General features: G+C 39.3%; 16 protein-coding genes. 11 read left to right on the forward strand and 5 right to left on the reverse strand.

Features of this window, described 5'->3' with window-relative positions; translation table 11 throughout:
• The first annotated feature begins 178 nt into the window (after positions 1-178).
• Entirely contained in the window at positions 179-1549 is a 1371-nt protein-coding gene (gene dnaA / locus VB691_RS12550; protein WP_323291839.1) for a chromosomal replication initiator protein DnaA, read from the forward strand.
• Between the two features lie 80 nt (positions 1550-1629).
• Here the strand turns inward: dnaA and VB691_RS12555 are convergent, their stop codons facing one another.
• Positions 1630-1968 (reverse strand): hypothetical protein, encoded by a 339-nt coding sequence (locus VB691_RS12555; RefSeq protein WP_323291840.1) that lies wholly within the window; start codon positions 1966-1968, stop codon positions 1630-1632.
• Positions 1969-2255: 287 nt separating this feature from the next.
• Positions 2256-2975 (reverse strand): DNA/RNA nuclease SfsA, encoded by a 720-nt coding sequence (gene sfsA, locus VB691_RS12560; protein WP_323291841.1) that lies wholly within the window; start codon positions 2973-2975, stop codon positions 2256-2258.
• Between the two features lie 392 nt (positions 2976-3367).
• On the opposite strand from sfsA, the gene mgtE reads away from it, so the two are divergent.
• The 4 genes from mgtE (at position 3368) to proC (ending at position 8181) form a co-directional block, all read left to right on the forward strand.
• Positions 3368-4756, forward strand: coding sequence for a magnesium transporter (gene mgtE / locus VB691_RS12565; protein ID WP_323291842.1), 1389 nt, complete (start codon positions 3368-3370; stop codon positions 4754-4756).
• Positions 4753-6408, forward strand: a complete 1656-nt coding sequence (locus VB691_RS12570; RefSeq protein ID WP_323291843.1) for a WD40 repeat domain-containing protein — start codon at positions 4753-4755, stop codon at positions 6406-6408. Before mgtE ends, VB691_RS12570 begins: the two co-directional genes overlap by 4 nt.
• A 273-nt stretch (positions 6409-6681) precedes the next feature.
• Positions 6682-7275, forward strand: a complete 594-nt coding sequence (locus VB691_RS12575; RefSeq protein WP_323291844.1) for a cell division protein SepF — start codon at positions 6682-6684, stop codon at positions 7273-7275.
• 96 nt (positions 7276-7371) lie between these two features.
• Positions 7372-8181, forward strand: a complete 810-nt coding sequence (gene proC / locus VB691_RS12580; RefSeq protein ID WP_323291845.1) for a pyrroline-5-carboxylate reductase — start codon at positions 7372-7374, stop codon at positions 8179-8181.
• Positions 8182-8208: 27 nt separating this feature from the next.
• Here proC and VB691_RS12585 read toward each other — a convergent pair whose 3' ends face one another.
• Complete coding sequence (locus VB691_RS12585; RefSeq protein WP_323291846.1) at positions 8209-8670, reverse strand: cupin domain-containing protein; 462 nt, start codon at positions 8668-8670, stop codon at positions 8209-8211.
• 148 nt (positions 8671-8818) lie between these two features.
• Here VB691_RS12585 and VB691_RS12590 point away from each other — a divergent pair, with 148 nt between their 5' ends.
• The 4 genes from VB691_RS12590 to VB691_RS12605 all read left to right on the forward strand — a co-directional run bounded on the left by VB691_RS12590 (position 8819) and on the right by VB691_RS12605 (position 12394).
• Positions 8819-9595, forward strand: a complete 777-nt coding sequence (locus VB691_RS12590) for an S-layer homology domain-containing protein (protein ID WP_323291847.1) — start codon at positions 8819-8821, stop codon at positions 9593-9595.
• Positions 9596-9643: 48 nt separating this feature from the next.
• Positions 9644-10516 (forward strand): S-methyl-5'-thioadenosine phosphorylase, encoded by an 873-nt coding sequence (locus VB691_RS12595; RefSeq protein ID WP_323291848.1) that lies wholly within the window; start codon positions 9644-9646, stop codon positions 10514-10516.
• Between the two features lie 14 nt (positions 10517-10530).
• The gene (locus VB691_RS12600) at positions 10531-10980 is read left to right on the forward strand and encodes a cupredoxin domain-containing protein (protein ID WP_416245055.1); all 450 of its coding nucleotides are present in this window, start codon (positions 10531-10533) and stop codon (positions 10978-10980) included.
• A 292-nt stretch (positions 10981-11272) separates the two neighbouring features.
• Entirely contained in the window at positions 11273-12394 is a 1122-nt protein-coding gene (locus VB691_RS12605; RefSeq protein ID WP_323291849.1) for a site-2 protease family protein, read from the forward strand.
• A gap of 32 nt (positions 12395-12426) precedes the next feature.
• Here the strand turns inward: VB691_RS12605 and VB691_RS12610 are convergent, their stop codons facing one another.
• Positions 12427-14400: an RtcB family protein gene (locus tag VB691_RS12610; protein WP_323291850.1), complete on the reverse strand. Its 1974-nt coding sequence runs from the start codon at positions 14398-14400 to the stop codon at positions 12427-12429.
• Between the two features lie 177 nt (positions 14401-14577).
• Here VB691_RS12610 and VB691_RS12615 point away from each other — a divergent pair, with 177 nt between their 5' ends.
• Positions 14578-16044, forward strand: a complete 1467-nt coding sequence (locus VB691_RS12615; protein ID WP_323291851.1) for a DUF2252 domain-containing protein — start codon at positions 14578-14580, stop codon at positions 16042-16044.
• 25 nt (positions 16045-16069) lie between these two features.
• Here the strand turns inward: VB691_RS12615 and VB691_RS12620 are convergent, their stop codons facing one another.
• On the reverse strand, positions 16070-16780 hold the full coding sequence (locus tag VB691_RS12620) for a tetratricopeptide repeat protein (RefSeq protein ID WP_323291852.1): 711 nt from the start codon (positions 16778-16780) through the stop codon (positions 16070-16072).
• A 282-nt stretch (positions 16781-17062) separates the two neighbouring features.
• Here VB691_RS12620 and VB691_RS12625 point away from each other — a divergent pair, with 282 nt between their 5' ends.
• Entirely contained in the window at positions 17063-18118 is a 1056-nt protein-coding gene (locus VB691_RS12625) for a CHAD domain-containing protein (RefSeq protein WP_323291853.1), read from the forward strand.
• The last annotated feature ends 46 nt before the right edge of the window (positions 18119-18164 follow it).

Below are 18164 nucleotides of genomic sequence, written 5' to 3' on the forward strand. Positions count from 1 at the left end.
TTTCTTCAATCTCAACACTCACTTAATTTATTATGACTTTTTTTCCTATTTTGGGACAAATCCCGCTACACTGATATAGCTTCGTGAGCGATTATCCCTTAAGCCTAACCTATCACCCATAGACCCCATCTGTAGGAATAATTCATGAATTACCCCTACAAAAAACACATTCTAGATAATGACTATTTCTCCTCAATCTATTTGGAATCAAGTTATTGATCGTCTTAAGTTACGATTAACTGCTCCTGCTTTTGAAACTTGGATCGCGTCTGCAACGGTAAAAGATTGGCAGGATAATTGTTTAATTATTCAGGTAGAAAATGCTTTTGTTCTTAATCATTTACAAAAAACTTATCAAGGATTAATTGCTGAGGAAGTCGAGAAGGTGATGGGATATCCAGTGGAAATTAAATTAACGACTTCTCAAACTCAAAATATGGCAATTGTTGGGGAAAAAGAATCATCTCAATTACTCAATTCAACCCATCAAACAATGCCTACAGAATCTCCTAAATTGAGTAAATTAAATCCTCGTTATACTTTTTCTCGGTTTGTGGTTGGCCCAACAAATCGCATGGCTCATGCAGCTTCTTTAGCGGTTGCAGAGTCACCAGGGAGAGAGTTTAATCCTTTATTTTTGTGTGGAGGAGTTGGATTAGGGAAAACTCATTTAATGCAAGCTATTGCAGATTATCGTCTTGAATTATACCCGAATGCTAATGTTTTTTATGTTTCGACAGAACAATTTACTAATGATTTAATTGCTTCTATTCGTCAAGATAATATGGAAGGATTTAGAGAACATTATCGCACGGCAGATATTCTTTTAGTGGATGATATTCAATTTATTGAAGGGAAAGAATTCACTCAAGAGGAATTTTTTCACACCTTTAATACTTTACATGAAGCGGGTAAACAGGTTGTGATTGCGTCTGATCGTCCTCCCAAAAGAATTCCCAGTTTACAAGATAGATTAGTGTCTCGATTTTCTATGGGTTTAATTGCGGATATTCAAGTACCAGACTTGGAAACTCGGATGGCAATTCTTCAGAAAAAAGCAGAGTATGAAAATATTCGTCTTCCTCGTCCAGTTATTGAATATATTGCGACTAATTATACTTCAAATATTCGGGAATTAGAAGGGGCATTAATTCGCACAATGACCTATATTTCTATTTCTGGACTATCAATGACGGTGGAAAATATTGCCCCTGTTTTAAATCCTCCGATGGAACAAATTACTGCATCTCCTGAAATAATCATCAAAATTGTTGCAGAAAACTTTCATTTATCAGTGGAAGATTTAAAAGGAAGTTCACGTCGGAGAGAGATTAGTTTAGCGCGACAAATTGGAATGTATTTGATGCGTCAACATACGGATTTAAGTTTACCGAGAGTTGGGGTAGAATTTGGTGGAAAAGATCATACAACTGTGTTATATAGTTGTGACAAAATATCACAATTACAACAAAAAGATTGGGATCTTTCTCAACAATTATCGGAGTTAAGCGATCGCATTAATTTGGCGAGTCGGAATAAAGAGGGGTGAGGTGGGGAATAGAAATCCTATTTAACAAAAAAAACCGCCCTGATATAGTAGGACAGTTTTTTGTATTTGTGAGGAAAATTTCAGAATTGAGCAAAAGGAAAGCGACTGGTAGGGCGTTCAACATCTCCTAATTGACGGTCAAGGGGTTCATAAGTATTATTAAGATTCTCAAGTTTTGTCTCATAGAGATCTAAATTGAGGGTGGTAGAATCTAAGGGTAAGGATTCTTGAGGTTCAGAATATTCGCCCCCAACGGCCCAAGGCCAATCAGCAGCACTTCTGGATTCTATACCTGTTAAATCACCACTGGAAGTGTTAGCTAAAGCGTTGAAATCATCCGAACGAGCAACTTGAGCAACAGCGTTAGGACTGATGAGAATAACGCTGAGGGTGATGAATATTGAGGGAATAACTTTCATGGGGGGTAAGTATGGGGTTAGGGTGATTTTCTCCTCATTCACACTGCGCCTACTTTAAACTTAAGGGGATTTTGCAGACAAAACCTCACTCATCTGGGTCATCCATTGGGGTGAATTAATATTAAACTGAGATCTTGCACCTGATATTAAAAACCCGATTTTTTCCTAAACAACAACCAATTTATAGGGTTTCCTGCCTCTAAAAATCGGGTTTTTTGGACTTTGGGATAATGGTGCAAGATCTCAGTTAAAAACAGACTTGAACCCTAAATATACTATGGTTAATTCTAAATGACTAATTCTGCTAACCCTAAATAACGAATTCCTTCGGGTGATATTTCAAAGCGACAAGGTAATATTTCTACCCCTTTATTAACTGCTTCTTTAAATAGTTCCCCATAAGTTTTATCCCATTCATCTCCAGGGGAAAACTTGTCACAATCTCCCCGATTAATAAAATATAACATCATCGGTTTAGCATTAGGTAATAAGTCCATTAATTCTTGTAAATGTTTCTGTCCGCGAGTCGTAACTGTATCAGGAAAAAAAGCAATTTTGTCTTTTGCTAAGGTAGTATTTTTAACTTCTAAATAAATGGGTAATTCTTCAGATTCACCAGTTAAAACAAAATCAATTCTGCTTTTTTTATTAACTCCATAGGGAACTTCTGAACGAACTTTTGTATATTTCTCTGCCAAGGGGGGTAATTTTTGTTGTTCTAAAACTTGTTTAATAACTCGATTTGGTAAAGCGGTATTAATACCGATCCAAGTTCCATCAAGTTCGATCATTTCCCAAGTATAAGCTAATTTTCTTTGGGGGTTATTACTCTCAGAAACATAAACAGGACTATCTAATTGGCAAACCCCGATCATGGGGCCAGTATTTGCACAATGGGCTGTAATTATTTCCCCAGATTCTAATTCAATATCTGCTAAAAATCGCTTATAGCGTTTCCGAAGAATGCCAGGAATTAATGGGGGATAAGTATAAATAAAATCAGTCATTTAGTTAATACAGCAATCAGGAATGAGATGTGAGAAAATAATAGAGGAGTTAGTCGAGACAAACGGAGATAATGATTACAATGGAGATGTCTATTTAATTATAGAACTAAATAGCAAAAAAAGTAAATAAGATAAAAAAGCTTAAAAATAAAGTTATTAACTATTAGATAAGTTTATTTTTCACTACATATTTACCACTACCGAAAGTTGGAGGCAAAAAGACTAACGAACCCAGATGCTGCTCAATTATCTCAAAAAATAGCTCAGAAATGAGGAGTAACCTTCCATAGCGATCGCCTGAGAAAAGTCCTCAAAAAAAGGAGTAAGGTTTGCTAATATCAATATCAAGTTCCGTTTACCATAAAAATGACCGGAAAGAGGGAAGGTAGAACTTGAATGAGAAGGTAAAAGCAATTCAATCAAATTCTCGCAGTGAGTTACGTCAATTGGTGCGTGACCAATTGCAGCTATTATTAGAACAGGGAAACCTAGAAGGGGCCAAGGCCCTTTTAGTTCCGGTGCAACCCGTAGACATTGCTGAGGCCATCGAAGCACTACCCCAGTCCATGCAAGTCATCGCCTTTCGTCTCTTAGTCAAAGAAGAAGCGATCGCCGTTTATGAATATTTAGAGTCTACGGTTCAACAAGCATTGATTGAACATTTTAAACAACAAGAAGTGCGAGAAATCGTTGATCAGATGTCCCCTGATGATCGGGCCCGTCTGTTTGATGAATTACCCGCTAAGGTAGTGCGTCGCTTACTCGAACAACTAAGTCCCGAAGAACGACAAACTACCGCCTTATTATTAGGCTACGAAGAGGATACGGCGGGGCGTATTATGACCCCAGAGTATATCTCCCTCAAAGAAACCTTTACCGTGGGCCAAACCTTAGAAAGAATTCGCACCTTATCCACCACCTCAGAAATCATTTATTATCTCTATGTCACCGATAGTTCTCGACATCTTAGTGGCATCGTCTCTTTGAAAGATTTGGTGTTATCGTCCCCAGAAACCACCTTGGGAGAGATTATGACCCGCGATCTCGTCTATGTCAATACGGACGACGATCAAGAAGAAGTAGCAAGGATTATTCAACGTTACGATTTATTAGCGGTTCCCGTTGTTGATCGGGAACAACGACTGGTAGGAGTAGTCACAGTGGATGATGTGATTGATATTTTGCAAGAAGAAGCCACCGAAGATATTTATGCCTTGGGAGGGGTACAGTCTGATGGGGATAACTATTTTCAAACTGATTTATTTACCGTAGCCCGTAAACGGGTTGTCTGGTTATTAATTTTACTGCTCACCAATACCGTTACGGGAACTATTATTAAATCTCAAGTGGGTTTATTAGAGCAAATGGCTATTTTAACAGCGTTTATCCCTCTCCTAACAGGAACAGGAGGTAATGTGGGGGCCCAGTCTTCTACCGTCGTCATTCGGGGGCTAAATACGGATGATATGCGAGATCTTGGGCCGGGGCAAGTTGTCCTACGAGAATTAGGGGCCGGAGCCTTATTAGGCTTAATTCTAGGGTCATTAGCAACAGTTTGGGCCTATGGCTTACAAGGCAATTGGTTAGTCTCCATTTCCGTAGGCATTAGTTTAGTGGCGATCGCTATTTTGGCCTCGGTGGCCGGTTCAGCATTACCCTTCCTGTTTCGGGCTTTGGGCCTCGATCCGGCCCTGATGTCAGCCCCCTTTATTACCACCGCCGTCGATGTGATCGGTGTGTTAATTTATTTTTCGATCGCCAGATTTATGTTAGGACTATGAATGCTAAACAATTTCACTGGTTAGAGATTGCGGAATTTGTCGCCCTCGGTGCGGCAGTGATTAGTTTATTTGGTGCGATCGCTGTTGATAATTTCCTTTTTCCCCTAATCTTTGTCACCTTAGCGTTAATTTTGAACAGTCTCAACCGACTGCGATCGCAATATCTCAACCGCAAAGGACTGGCCTCAACAAAAAAACAACTACAACACCTATTCCAACAGATTGAAGAATTAATAACGACAATTCCCCAACCAACCCCCACCCCTCCACCAACCACCGCTAGAGATACGGATAGTAGAGCGATCGCCAGACTTAAAGATAATTTAATTAGCATTGAACAATCCCTTAATGGTGTGGTTCAATATCTCAATAGCCAAGGACTACCAGAACGTATAGAACAACTGGAAAAATACTACGGTAGGTTGACTCAGGAAATGCGAGATCTGATCACTCAATTAGAAATTCCCCCAAAGGAAACCCAACCAACCCCTAACCGTTCCGACTTCGGTGATTTGGCCCAGTCGAATACTGACTCGGTAGTTGAGCCTGTCGAAACGGTAGTTGAGCCTGTCGAAACTGACGGCGAAAGTCCTGAACCCCCTCCACAACCTGCGGCGAGTCTGGATTTTCTCCAATCTTCCACCAAATTACCCATTGTTGCTCCCACCCGTGAAGTTTCTCCTGCTCCCATCATTCCTGAGTGGCACTGTCTTTACACTTTAACGGAGCATAGTGATGCTGTGGCCTCCCTCTCCCTGAGTTCTGATGGAAAATGGTTGGCCAGTGGTAGCTGGGATCAAACCCTTCGCATCTGGGATCTAAATGAGGGAACCCTCAAAAGTCAAGTCACAGCCCATTCTCAAGGGTTACTCGCTGTAGTATTTATCGGTGATGACGGGAACAGATATCATATTGCTACAGGAAGCTTTGATCAAACCATCAAATTGTGGTTATTTGATCAAGAAGCCTTTACCCTGGACTTAGATACGACCTTAACCCAGCATACGGGGTCAGTTCATTCTCTCGCTCTTTCTGCTCAACCTCTGTTGTTAGTCAGTGGCAGTTATGACCAAACCGTTAAACAGTGGGAACTGCCTAGGGGCCAAATGCACTGTAGTTCCTATGATCCGTTGGGGGCCATTTATGCCTTAGCGGTTTATGCTCCCCAAAGCTTAATTGTCAGTGCGGGAGGGGATGGCCGAGTGACTCTCTGGCAGTTAGAGAATGGGGAACAAATTGGCTTTTTGGCTGGAAATGTATCTTCTGTAGAATCTTTGGCTATTAGTAAGGACGGCCAAACCTTAGCTGCTGGTTGTGTCGATGGCAGTATTAAAATTTGGCAACTTGATCCATCCCGTTTTGGCGCGGGTCGTCCTTTACAACCCGTAAGGGTTCTTAATGCTCATACTGGCCAGGTGAAGGCTTTATTATTTAGTGAACAAGAACAGATTTTGTTTAGTGGTGGGGCTGATGGTTATTTAAAAATTTGGCATCCTTCCCGTCGAGAGGCGATCGCCGCTTTAACCATGGGTGATCCGTATCAACCCCGTCACACAGCGATTCTTTCTTTGGCCTTTGACGAACAACGTCAATTATTGGTGGCAGGTAGTGCTGATGGTATGATGAAAATTTGGCAGCAAATTTCTGATTAAATAAAAATAGATTTCTAAATTTTTTTGGGAACATAACCTTAAACCTTAACGACTAGGTGAGAAAGTTATCCAAAAACCGATACACTCCCTTTAACTTTCTGCTGAAAGTCATACAGTTCGAGTGTACCAAAAAAAACCAGGGAAGAAAAAACAGCGAATCTTCTGATATATTTTTTCCCTTCAACCCGTTAAAATAAGAAGCTAAAAATAGCCACAAGGCCTTTAACTTCTTGAATAAAAGAAAACGCTTTGCAAACCAGTGAGATTGTCAAGATGATTTTGAAAAAGCTGAGAGATTGGGTCGGTAGCGAAGACATATTAGAGACAGAAGAAGATTCTGACTATGATTCTCGCTATGAGGAAATTTACGGTAACTTAGACTCCGACACAGAAGGACAAGCCCCGATGCCAGTGGCTGAAGAAGCGGAAAAACGTCCCTGGCGTCAACCAATAGGATCTAATTTAAACACAGAACCAACCATGGGAACCAATAAAAATAATGTGATTAGTATGCACGGCATCGCCAATAGTATTGCAGAAGTCGTCGTGGTTGAACCCCACTCTTTTGACGAAATGCCCCAAGTCATTGAAACTCTACGGGAACGCAAATCAGTAGTTCTCAACCTCAACGCCATGGAACCCGATGAAGCGCAACGGGCCGTTGATTTTGTCGCGGGTGGAACCTACGCGATCGATGGTCATCAAGAACGCATCGGAGAAAGCATTTTCCTCTTTACTCCTAACTGTGTCAAGGTGAGTACCCTTTCTGGTACTGTTCATGATGTTCCTGATGTTTCTTCTACTTATTCCCGTTCCTCAACCCCTAGTCCTGGCTGGGGAGCAGATGTTAACCGTCTTGTTCAATAAATAGAAATAACGTTCATCTGGTTAGAAAACTTGTGTCTATGGATTGGTTAAATTCTCGTAAATCTCCTGTTACAGCGACGATAGGAGCTTAACGGGATGAGTGTCAATAGACTAGGTATCATTGGAGGCGGAGTGATGGCAGAAGCTATTCTCACCCGCCTTTTGGCCGCTAATATTTATCCTGCTAATACCGTGCTTGTGAGTGAACCGAAACTACAGCGACGGGAGTTTTTGAGCAACACTTATTCTGTCCAAGTTACCGCTAATAATCAAGAAACTTTAACAGCTTCAGAGGCTTTATTATTAGCCATTAAACCTCAAATATTGGATAAAGTAACGGCTTCATTAAAATTAGAAAATCAGCCCAATTCTCCCCTAATTCTATCAATTCTAGCAGGGGTTACATTAGCCCGTCTAGAATCGGCTTTTCCTGGTTTTCCTGTGATTCGTGTGATGCCTAATACTCCCGCAACTGTGGGGGCCGGCATGACGGCGATCGCAGCAGGTAAAAACATCGAACCGTCTCACCTCAGTTTAGCTACTTCTATCTTTACTGCCGTTGGAGAAGTGGTGGAAGTGCCAGAGTCTATGATGGATGGAGTAACAGGTTTATCAGGATCGGGGCCCGCTTTTGTCGCCTTGATGATCGAAGCATTAGCTGATGGAGGTGTAGCCGCAGGTTTACCGAGAGCGATCGCAGCTAAATTAGCCTTACAAACGGTGTTAGGCACGGCTAAATTAATTAATGAGACGGGGTTACATCCGGCCCAACTTAAAGATAATGTTACCAGTCCAGGGGGAACCACTATTGCCGGGGTTGGTAAGTTAGAAGAAAAGGGGTTTCGTTCCGCAGTTATCGAAGCAGTCAAAGCAGCTTATCGGCGATCGCAAGAATTGGGAAAATAAAAACTAAAAATGGAATAGTGTTGCTCTTTAGTTGTTCATTCCTTGCAAAACAATTAAATCCTCCGCATCTAATTGTTCCGCCGCCCCACGGCGAATTAATTCGGAAAAATCTTCATTTGGTACCATAAAACATAGGGCATATAAACGACTGTCTCCTATATTTCTAATTTCATGAATGCCTGTGGGACGCACTAATAAACTATCTCCTGCATGGAGGGGAATATCTTTGCCGTCACAAACTGCTAAACCTTCTCCTTTGAGAATAAAAAACATTTCTACGGCAAAATGATGACGATGGGTGGGGGTTCTTCCTCCTGGATCAAAAATCTCTACACAGACAGTTAAGGAATTATCGGCGATGGTTGAATCAAAAACAATGGCTAAACGATTGGTATCCTGGGGACTAATGCGAAAGACTTGATAATCTTTCGGGGATTTCAGCACAGGAATCATACAATGATCGCTCTTAAGTTGAGATTTAGTATTCATAAGTATCTAAACACCATTAATGATACGCCAGAGCCGATTTTGATTAAATGGGAGCCTTTGGGTGACAAGGTAGGACGAGTTTATTCGGTTTAAAGCATCGTGCTATATATAGTTATAACGATAGATGTTCAAGTTGAATTTTAGATTAATGAAACCCTTAAAAATTTCTCAAATTTGTTGTTATTTAAGCTTAATGGCTATTGTGATCAGTTCTAACTTGCCAAGGGGCATTTTTGCTCAAACTCCTCCATTCAAACTCCATTTATCCCAACCTAATGAGGCTAATTTTTGGTTAGCTTTTAGTGGGTTTACGGATGTGGGTGAAATTGAAGGGTCTACCGAGATTCAACAATTGGCCCAATTAGGAGTAATTGAAACTGATAGTAATACATTTCGTCCTCTAGAACCGATTACCCGTGGTCAATTTGTGGCTTGGCTAGTAAAAGCTTATAATCAGTTACATAAAACGCCCATTCGCCTCAGTCGCGGCACAACCTCCGCTTTTCCTGATGTTGCACCTTCTAATTCCTATTTTATCTATATTCAGTCGGCTTATGAGGCAGGGTTTGTCGTGGGGTTTGACGATAGAACCTTTAAACCGAATGAGTTATTAACCAGAGAACAAATGATTGCCCTCAAAAGTCAATTAGATTCTAAAGGGTTTGATCGTCGTGATGCTGATACACTGCTCCAATATATCAGTAAAACAAAAGGGTTTACTGATGTGGAACAAATGAGTGAACAGTATTTAAAATATATCGCTTTTGACTTGGGCAATGCCGCAGGGGGCAGAAATTTTGAACGAGTATATGGTAGTACCCGAATTTATGGGCCAAAACGCCCCGTTACTAGGGCAGAAGCTGCTATTTTGTTATCAAAATTTAGAAAAGGAAAATCCTTAACAGAAGCGTTGGAACGTCCTTAGACAAAAAGTGTCAAAATAGTAACTAACACAAGGAAATCTCGGTAAATTATGACTCAGGCAAAAATTGGGATCATTGGCGGTAGTGGTTTATATCAAATGGATGCTCTCACAGATGTCCAAGAAATTCATCTTGATACTCCCTTTGGCAAGCCTTCTGATGCTTATATTGTAGGTAAATTAGCCGGGGTTCCGGTGGCATTTTTGGCCCGTCATGGCCGTAATCATCATTTAATTCCCTCAGAATTACCTTATCGGGCTAATATTTACGGGATGAAACAGTTAGGGGTTGAATACATCATTTCTGCTTCTGCTGTGGGTTCTCTTAAAGCGGAAGTTAAACCCTTAGATCTACTAATTCCTGATCAATTTATTGATCGCACTCGTCACCGCATTTCTACTTTTTTTGGGGAAGGAATTGTTGCTCATATTGGTTTTGGTCATCCGGTTTGTAATCAATTAAGTGCCATTTTAGCTGAGGCGGTAGAAAGTTTAAATTTACCGGATATTGCTTTACATAAAGAGGGAACTTATGTTTGTATGGAAGGGCCCGCCTTTTCGACTATTGCTGAGTCTAATTTATATCGCAGTTGGGGTGCTTCTGTCATTGGGATGACCAATTTACCAGAGGCAAAATTAGCCAGAGAAGCAGAAATTGCTTATGCAACCTTAGCGTTAGTTACGGATTATGATTGTTGGCATTCTCAGCATGATCATGTTACGGTAGAAATGATTATTGATAATTTACATCGTAATGTTATTAATGCTCAAAAGGTCATCTTAGAAACGGTCAAACGCTTAAGTGAAAATTTGCCTATTTCCGAGGCTCATTCAGCTTTAAAATATGCCATTCTGACTCCTTTAGATAAGATTCCTTCTGAAACTAAGGAAAAGTTAGCTCTGATTTTAGAAAAATATGTGTAACGAGATTAAAAATCATGAAAAGATTCAAAAAAATTCAACAATTTTGTGGCTTTGTCTTTAGTATTTTGCTGATGTGTTGTCTCATGAATGTTTCTGATACATTAGCAGCAACTGATATGACTGAAGTAAAAGTAAGTTTAGGAAATGCAGGGGGAGAGTTAATTTTTGTGCCTAATCATTTAGAATTTACCGCAGGAAAAAAGTATAAAATTTTGTTAGATAATCCCAGTCCAATCAAACATTATTTTACGTCAAAAGATTTTGCTGATGCAAGTTGGACACAAAATGTTAAAGCGGGAAATGTGGAAATAAAAGGAGCAATTCATGAGTTAGAATTAAAGCCAGCAGCCGAAGCACAATGGAATTTAGTTCCTATGAAACCAGGAAAATATGAACTTCATTGTTCAATTCCTGGTCATAAAGAAGCGGGAATGATTGGGGAAATTGTGGTGTTATCTGAGTAAATTTCAAGAAAATTTACTCATCCTAAGTCCCTAAATAAAAGTGACTACTTATTGTATTTTTAAAACCTGGAATTTTTTCAGCGATCGCTCATTTCGGTAACATCTGACTTTTGTTATGAGGGTTTAACACTGTTAAACCCCTACCAAGATGGATCAGTTTTCCCATTAACCGAACCTCCAATGACGGGTTTCACGATAATTTATGGCTGTTATCAATTTTACATTTCGTTACAATGGAATTAATGAACAGCGGAATAGTTTAAGATCCCTGACAAAATAGGAGGTTATTCTAGTGAATAACAATATAAGAGTTGGTAATTTATTTGGCATTCCTTTTTATGTCAATCCATCCTGGTTTTTAGTATTAGGATTAGTCACCATAAGTTATGGGGGACAACTGGCATTATTTCCCCAACTAAATGGAATTGTTCCTTGGATTTTGGGTTTAATTGCAGCATTATTATTATTTGCTTCTGTGTTAGCCCACGAACTAGGCCATAGTTTTGTAGCCCTTTCTCAAGGTATTGATGTCAAATCAATTACCCTATTTTTATTTGGTGGATTAGCCAGTTTAGAAAAGGAATCTGAGACTCCTTTAGAAGCATTTTTGGTAGCGATCGCAGGGCCGGCCGTTAGCTTATTATTATGTGCTATCCTGTTTTTTATTGTCGTCACTTTTTCCTTTCCTGCCCCGATTGAAGCAATTCTTGAGTTACTAGCTTCTATTAACTTATTCCTAGGATTATTTAACTTAATTCCTGGTTTACCTTTAGATGGCGGAAATATTCTTAAATCTCTGGTTTGGAAAATTACAGGCAACCCCAATAAAGGGATTATTTTTGCCAGTCGTGTCGGTCAAGTTTTTGGTTGGTTGGCTGTCGTTATTGGTGGTTTATCTATCTTAGGAATCAGTCAAGTTGGTAACTTCTGGACTTTATTGATTGGCTTTTTCCTGTTACAAAATGCGGGGGTTTCTGCTCAATCTGCCAAAGTTCAAGAAACCTTAAATGGTTATACAGCAGAAGATGCCATTATTCCTGATAGTCCGATTGTTTCTGGTGATTTAAGTATTCGTGAGTTTGTCAATGATTATGTCATTGGTAAAAATCAGTGGAGAAAGTTTCTCGTTGTTAGTCAAGAAAGAATCTTATCTGGTGTGATTGAAGTTGATTCATTGAAAAAGATTTCTACCTCTGACTGGACAGAAATTAAGCTTTTTGATGTCATGCAACCCGTTAAAGATATGATCACTATTGAGTCTAATAAATCCTTATTAGATGTGGCAAAACTCCTGGAAAATGATCCCCTAAAACAACTGACAGTAGTTCGAGAAAATGGCAAAGTAGTGGGCTTGTTAGAAAAAGCTTCAATCATCAAATTCCTGCAACAAAAAAGTAAAACTCAAATAGCATAACTGTAGGGTGGGCAATGCCCACCTTTAACTTATTATCCTTTCACACATAAAACCTGTTTCAAAGTAGCCACAACTTCCACTAAATCTGACTGATTATTCATCACTTCTTCAATCGGTTTATATGCCCCAGGAATTTCATCTAATACCCCTGTATCTTTGCGACATTCTACCCCTTGAGTTTGGTCAATTAAATCATCAAGGGTAAAGACTTTTTTCGCTTTAGTGCGAGACATTAAACGCCCTGCTCCGTGGGAACAAGAACAATAACTATCATGGTTTCCCTTACCTTTTACAATAAAAGATTTTGCTCCCATTGAACCAGGAATAATCCCATAATCTTCTTCTCTTGCTCTCACTGCACCTTTACGAGTTACATAAACTTCTTTGTCAAAGTGTAGCTCTTTCTCAGCATAATTATGATGGCAATTAACTGATAATAAAGGTTTTATTTGTTTACCTCCTGCTAAATGTTTCTCAATAATCTTTTTAAAACGATTCATCATTACATCACGGTTAAAACGAGCATAATTTTGCGCCCATTGTAAGTCTCGCCAATAAGCCGCAAATTCATCAGTACCTGCAACAAAATAAGCTAAATCTGGATCAGGTAAACGAAGATTTACCAGTTTTGCTAACTCTTTAGCTGTTTTAATATGACATTGGGCCAATTGATTACCAATATGACGGGAACCAGAATGTAACATTAACCAAACTTGGTCTTCTGTATCTAAACAAACCTCAATAAAATGATTGCCACCTCCTAATGATCCCATTTGTCTTAGGGCTTTTGTTTCCAGTCGTTGTACCCCTGGATGTAAGTCTTTAAAATCATGCCAATTTGACCAATTAGTAACTGCTTTATCAGCTTCTTTATTCTCATTGAAACCAACGGGAATTGCTGCTTCAATTTCTGAGCGAATTTGCTTAAGTTTTCCGTCTAATTGATCAGCAGTAAAGGGTGTTTTAACTGCTGCCATACCACAGTTATGAACAAAAACCCCTGCTGTTAGGGCAAAATTATTGTATTCTGGAACGCTTAAACAGTAAACATCTTCTGTGAATAATAAAGGAATAACTTCAACAACTTTGTGGTTATAGCCATGTTGATATTTTCGATGGTTATGAAGCCCTATTGGGCTTTTAACATCATTTCCACAGACTTCGCAAGTGTATAGGCGATTAGCAATTTCTTGGCTTTTTTGTTTTCCTTTTTGACTTTTGTTATATTCGATCAGATATTGTCGTCCTCTTTGTCCATTACCTGATACAGATTGCTCAAAATGATCGGGACGCATTTGCATATATTGAAGGATATTTTTTGTCCCTCTTTCAGCAAAATATTTATGCCCTTCCGTTGTTTTAGCTTTTGCCGCTAAAGCTTGCTTTCTCGCTTCTTCAAATTTTGGAGATTGCCAATGACTATTTCTCTCTACTAAGGAACGATGATAGGCAGAATGATCGTTACTTTCTTGATCTTTTTTAGAATAAAAAGGCATTAATGAAGTACCTGACTCAAGATTACAAGCTTCAGTATAAGTGCCATCTCTGAGCATAAATTGATGGTCAGGAGTACATTTAATTTCTTCCCCATTATCAAGAATAACCTTAATTAAAAGGGCATTCTGACGAGTTCTTCGAGCAATTGCTTCACTGACAACAATGCGCCCTGTATTGGTACAAGAATAGATATAGATAGCTTTTTTTTCGCGGGCAAGTTGTTCAATAGGATAGGATTTTCCATCTACTAAAGGAATTAAAGTATCTCCTGTAAAGCAACCAATATCAACCCCCACAGCCGCCGGAATAATTGCATCTTCAGTGGCAATAACTGACCCAACTAAGGCACCTTTTCCTAAGTGAACATCGGGCATTAAAGCAACGTGTTTATAAACAAAAGGTAGAGAGGCAACATTTTTGGCCATCTGGAGTTCTGCGGAGGCCAAATCGTGATTTGCCCAGGATAAAACTGGCTTAGACGTAGAAACGGGTAAGGGTTCGTAAGGCATAGATTTTTATTTGAAACGCAAACACTACAATTATACTACAAAATACAAATTTTTAATTTGTGACATTCTAAAGACTTTTTGATTATTGCGAAGAACTTTCGATAAGTTGAGTTATTTTTTAAGGTAGGAACAACCCCCTGTGGTTGCCCTTTTACCCTCTCTCGCATCTCCTCAACTGTGAACCATCCTACCCCCAACGGCACGCAACCCGGAAACAAGTACCATCACCCCTTTTTTGAACGAACTGATCTCGAACCTTGGCAGCATCACCCCTTTTATGAGCCCCATTTGTTAATAGAACCTTGGCAGCAACGACAGGAATGGGGTAAATCCCTGCGTTTAAAGACCCCCAGAGAAGCTCATAGTCACTGGCAACCTGCCTTAAACCGTCCTGACCCCATAGATCTCATTTTGGCGACGAATGAGGGTCGTCAAGACCATTTAATCCCAATTCGCATGGGTCGGATGTCGGCATCACCCTTTACCTTTATGCGAGGGACAGCGGCGATCATGGCTTGGGATCTCGCTCATACCCCAGTCTCCGGTATTCAAGTTTTGGTAGATGGGGATGCTCATCTTAATAATTTTGGGCTATATGGAACCCCACAACGCACGGTAGTTTTTGATTTGGATGACTTTGATGAAGTGACTTATGGAGCATGGGAATGGGATCTCAAGCGGTTGGCCGCTAGTGTTAATGTGGCAGGGAGAGAACAGGGACTCAATCAAAACACGCGCCGCAAAGCGGTGATGGCCTGTGTTGCTGGTTATCGTGCCAATGCGGTCCGGTTGCAAAGTTTACGGGTGTTAGAAGTGTGGTATTTGCATCATTATCCTGGGCAAACGACTCCGGTGTTTAAACCCGATAGAAAGACTAGAAAAGTCTTAGAAAAAGCGGTTAAAAAAGCCCAATCTAGTACCAATGTTAACTTACTAAATAAATTAGCCCATCGTACCGTTGGAGGAAATTGGCGTTTTTCTAATGATCCACCTATCCTAAAAAGAACGGATGAAGAAACAGCCCAAAAAGTGATCCAGGGGTTAATATCCTATGCAGAAACCCTATCTCCTGAGCGTCGTTTCATGTTTCAGAGGTATCGGGTAGCTGATGTCGCTCATCGCATTGTCGGAGTGGGGAGTGTGGGACTAAAAGCCTATATCGTGATGTTATTGGGTAATGATGACAATGATCCCCTGTTTTTACAGGTTAAAGAGGCAGTTTCTTCTTGTTTTGCTCCCTATACCCCGTCTTTACCCCCCGCAGCATCCCACCAAGGGCGACGGGTTGTTTTAGGACAACGGGTATTACAAGCGGCGACGGATGTATTATTGGGCTGGACTTCTATTGACGGGACTCCTTTTTATGTGCGTCAGATGAAGAATATGAAGGGTTCAATTCCCTTAGAATGGTTGAATGGGTCAGCTTTTGTGATGTATGCTCGTGCTTGTGGGACTTTATTGGCTCGGGCCCATGCCCGATCAGGAGATATTGCGAAAATTGCCGGATATTGTGGTAGTTCCTCGGTTTTGGATGAGGCGATCGCCGATTTTGCGGAAGCTTATGGCGATCAAAATCAAAAAGACTGGGAAGCCTTGGTTACAGCGATTAATGATGGCAGAATTGTGGGAGAGATTGGGATTTGATAGTTAATAGTTAATAGTTAATTCATTACATGGCTTCTAATATTTTCTGAGTTTGCTGAATTTGTTCTAGGCTAAATCCTGCTTCTTTGAGATGATTTAAAAAATTAGTTTGACGGTAACGGCTATCTAAAGAAATGGCTTTATTGTAGGTTTCTTTTGCTAATTTAGTCTCTCCTTTTTGCCAGTAAATTATAGCTAAAGCAACCCAAGGATGAGGGTTATAAGGTTCAAGAGTTGTTGCTTTTTGTGCATGGGTTTGGGCAAGATCATATTGTTTCAGAAGATGATACGCTAAACTTAGATTATAGTGAGCAATTTCATTATCTGGTTTTAAGGTAATGGCTTGATTATGAATTTTAACAGCTTGTTCTAAGTTGTTATTCACTAAATAAACAATACCCAAAGCATTCAAAGCTGGAACATGATTTTGCTCGACAGTTAAAGCTTTTTGTAGGTTTTTTATGGCGGGTTCTGGTTGTTTTGCTAAATGATATGTCCAACCTAATAATACTAACCCAGATAGATTTTGAGGATCAAAAGTAACAGATTCTTCTAAGGTTTTGATCGCCTCAGAAAATTGTCCCTGTTGACGATATTTTAAGCCTAATTGTCGCAACTCGGCCGCTTTTTTTCGTTCTTCAGGAGATACAGGAGACACCAGAGGAGTCGGAGAAGGAACAATGACAGGAGATGACTCAATTTGAGGTGTGACAGAGGTTTTTTGACATCCCATCATGGTAAATAGGATGACACTTATAAGAGAAGGGAGAAAGAGAAAATAATGCACGTTAATACTACCTTAAAAGCCTGATACTCTTAATTATTAGTATAGTTAATTAACAACATAAATTCTAATAAGTTGAATAAAAAGTAAAGCTTCGCTTAAAATTACTTAACATTTTGATAACTTTTAGGGTATCATGGCTTAGAATGAAGATAAGGTAAAAGTTCAGCCTAAAAAACGTATCAAAAACAGAGTAAAACCTTGTCAAGTAAGGTGTCATTAGGAGGTTGCAAAATGACCAAATATTTAGAACATGAACCGAAAACATTTGGCGACTGGGCCTATGTGGCGATCGCTAAACATTATCATAAATTTATTAAGTATGAATTGGCTGTTTTAGAGGATAAAGATCCCGAAGAATTACATCAAATGCGGGTGGGAATGCGGCGTTTAAGAAGTGCTATTAAGGGGTTTAATTCTGCTTTAGATTTACCGAAAAATGCTCAAGAGAAGAAGGTAGGAAAAGTTGCACAAGTTTTAGGTAGTTTACGAGATATTGATGTTTTAGAAGACACTTTAAAAAACAAATATTACCCAAATTTACCCACGGAAGAACAAACCCATCTAGATCAAGCTTTATTAACGTTAGCTAAACAGAGAAAAAAAGCGTTTAAAACAGTCCAAAATTTGTTGAATAGCAAACATTATCTGAAGCTTAAAGAATCCTTTGAGCAGTGGTTAAATCAACCAACTTATAATGATATTGCTCCTATTTCTATTCATACTATATTAGCAGATCTTCTACTTCCTCAAGTTAGTCAATTTATGCTTCATTCAGGGTGGTTTCTTGGCGTTAAATTTGGTGAAGGAGAAACTTTTTTATCTGATGGTTTATCCCAGGAAGAAGTAGAAACCCTATTAACAAAACAAGGTCTAATTTTACATGATTTACGGAAAGAAGCTAAACGTACTCGCTATAATATGGAACTGTTTACACAGTTTTATGGAGATATGTATGAAAACTATCTCACAGATGTCAAAGATATACAAACAGTATTAGGTGATATTCAAGATAGTTTTGTGTTAGCGGAGTTTCTTGATACTGTGTTTAAGGATAATATCATGGAAACTATGCCTATATTTTCTCAAAATTTACGAGAAAGTCGTTATCAAAAATGGCAAGAATGGGAAACCTTACAACGTAAATTCCTGAGAGCTAAAACACGCAAAGATTTTCATATTACGGTGCTACAACCTGAAATAATTAAACCTGAAATTGAAGCCAGTCAGAATAAATTAGAAGAAAAAACAGAAAAAGTTCACCCAATTGATTCATCCTTTACTGCTTAATTTTACAATAGAAAAATAAGGAAGGCATTGATCATAAAAAACAAAA

Origin of the sequence: Crocosphaera sp. XPORK-15E (genome assembly GCF_034931425.1) — a bacterium.
In the GTDB taxonomy this organism is placed as follows: domain Bacteria; phylum Cyanobacteriota; class Cyanobacteriia; order Cyanobacteriales; family Microcystaceae; genus UHCC-0190.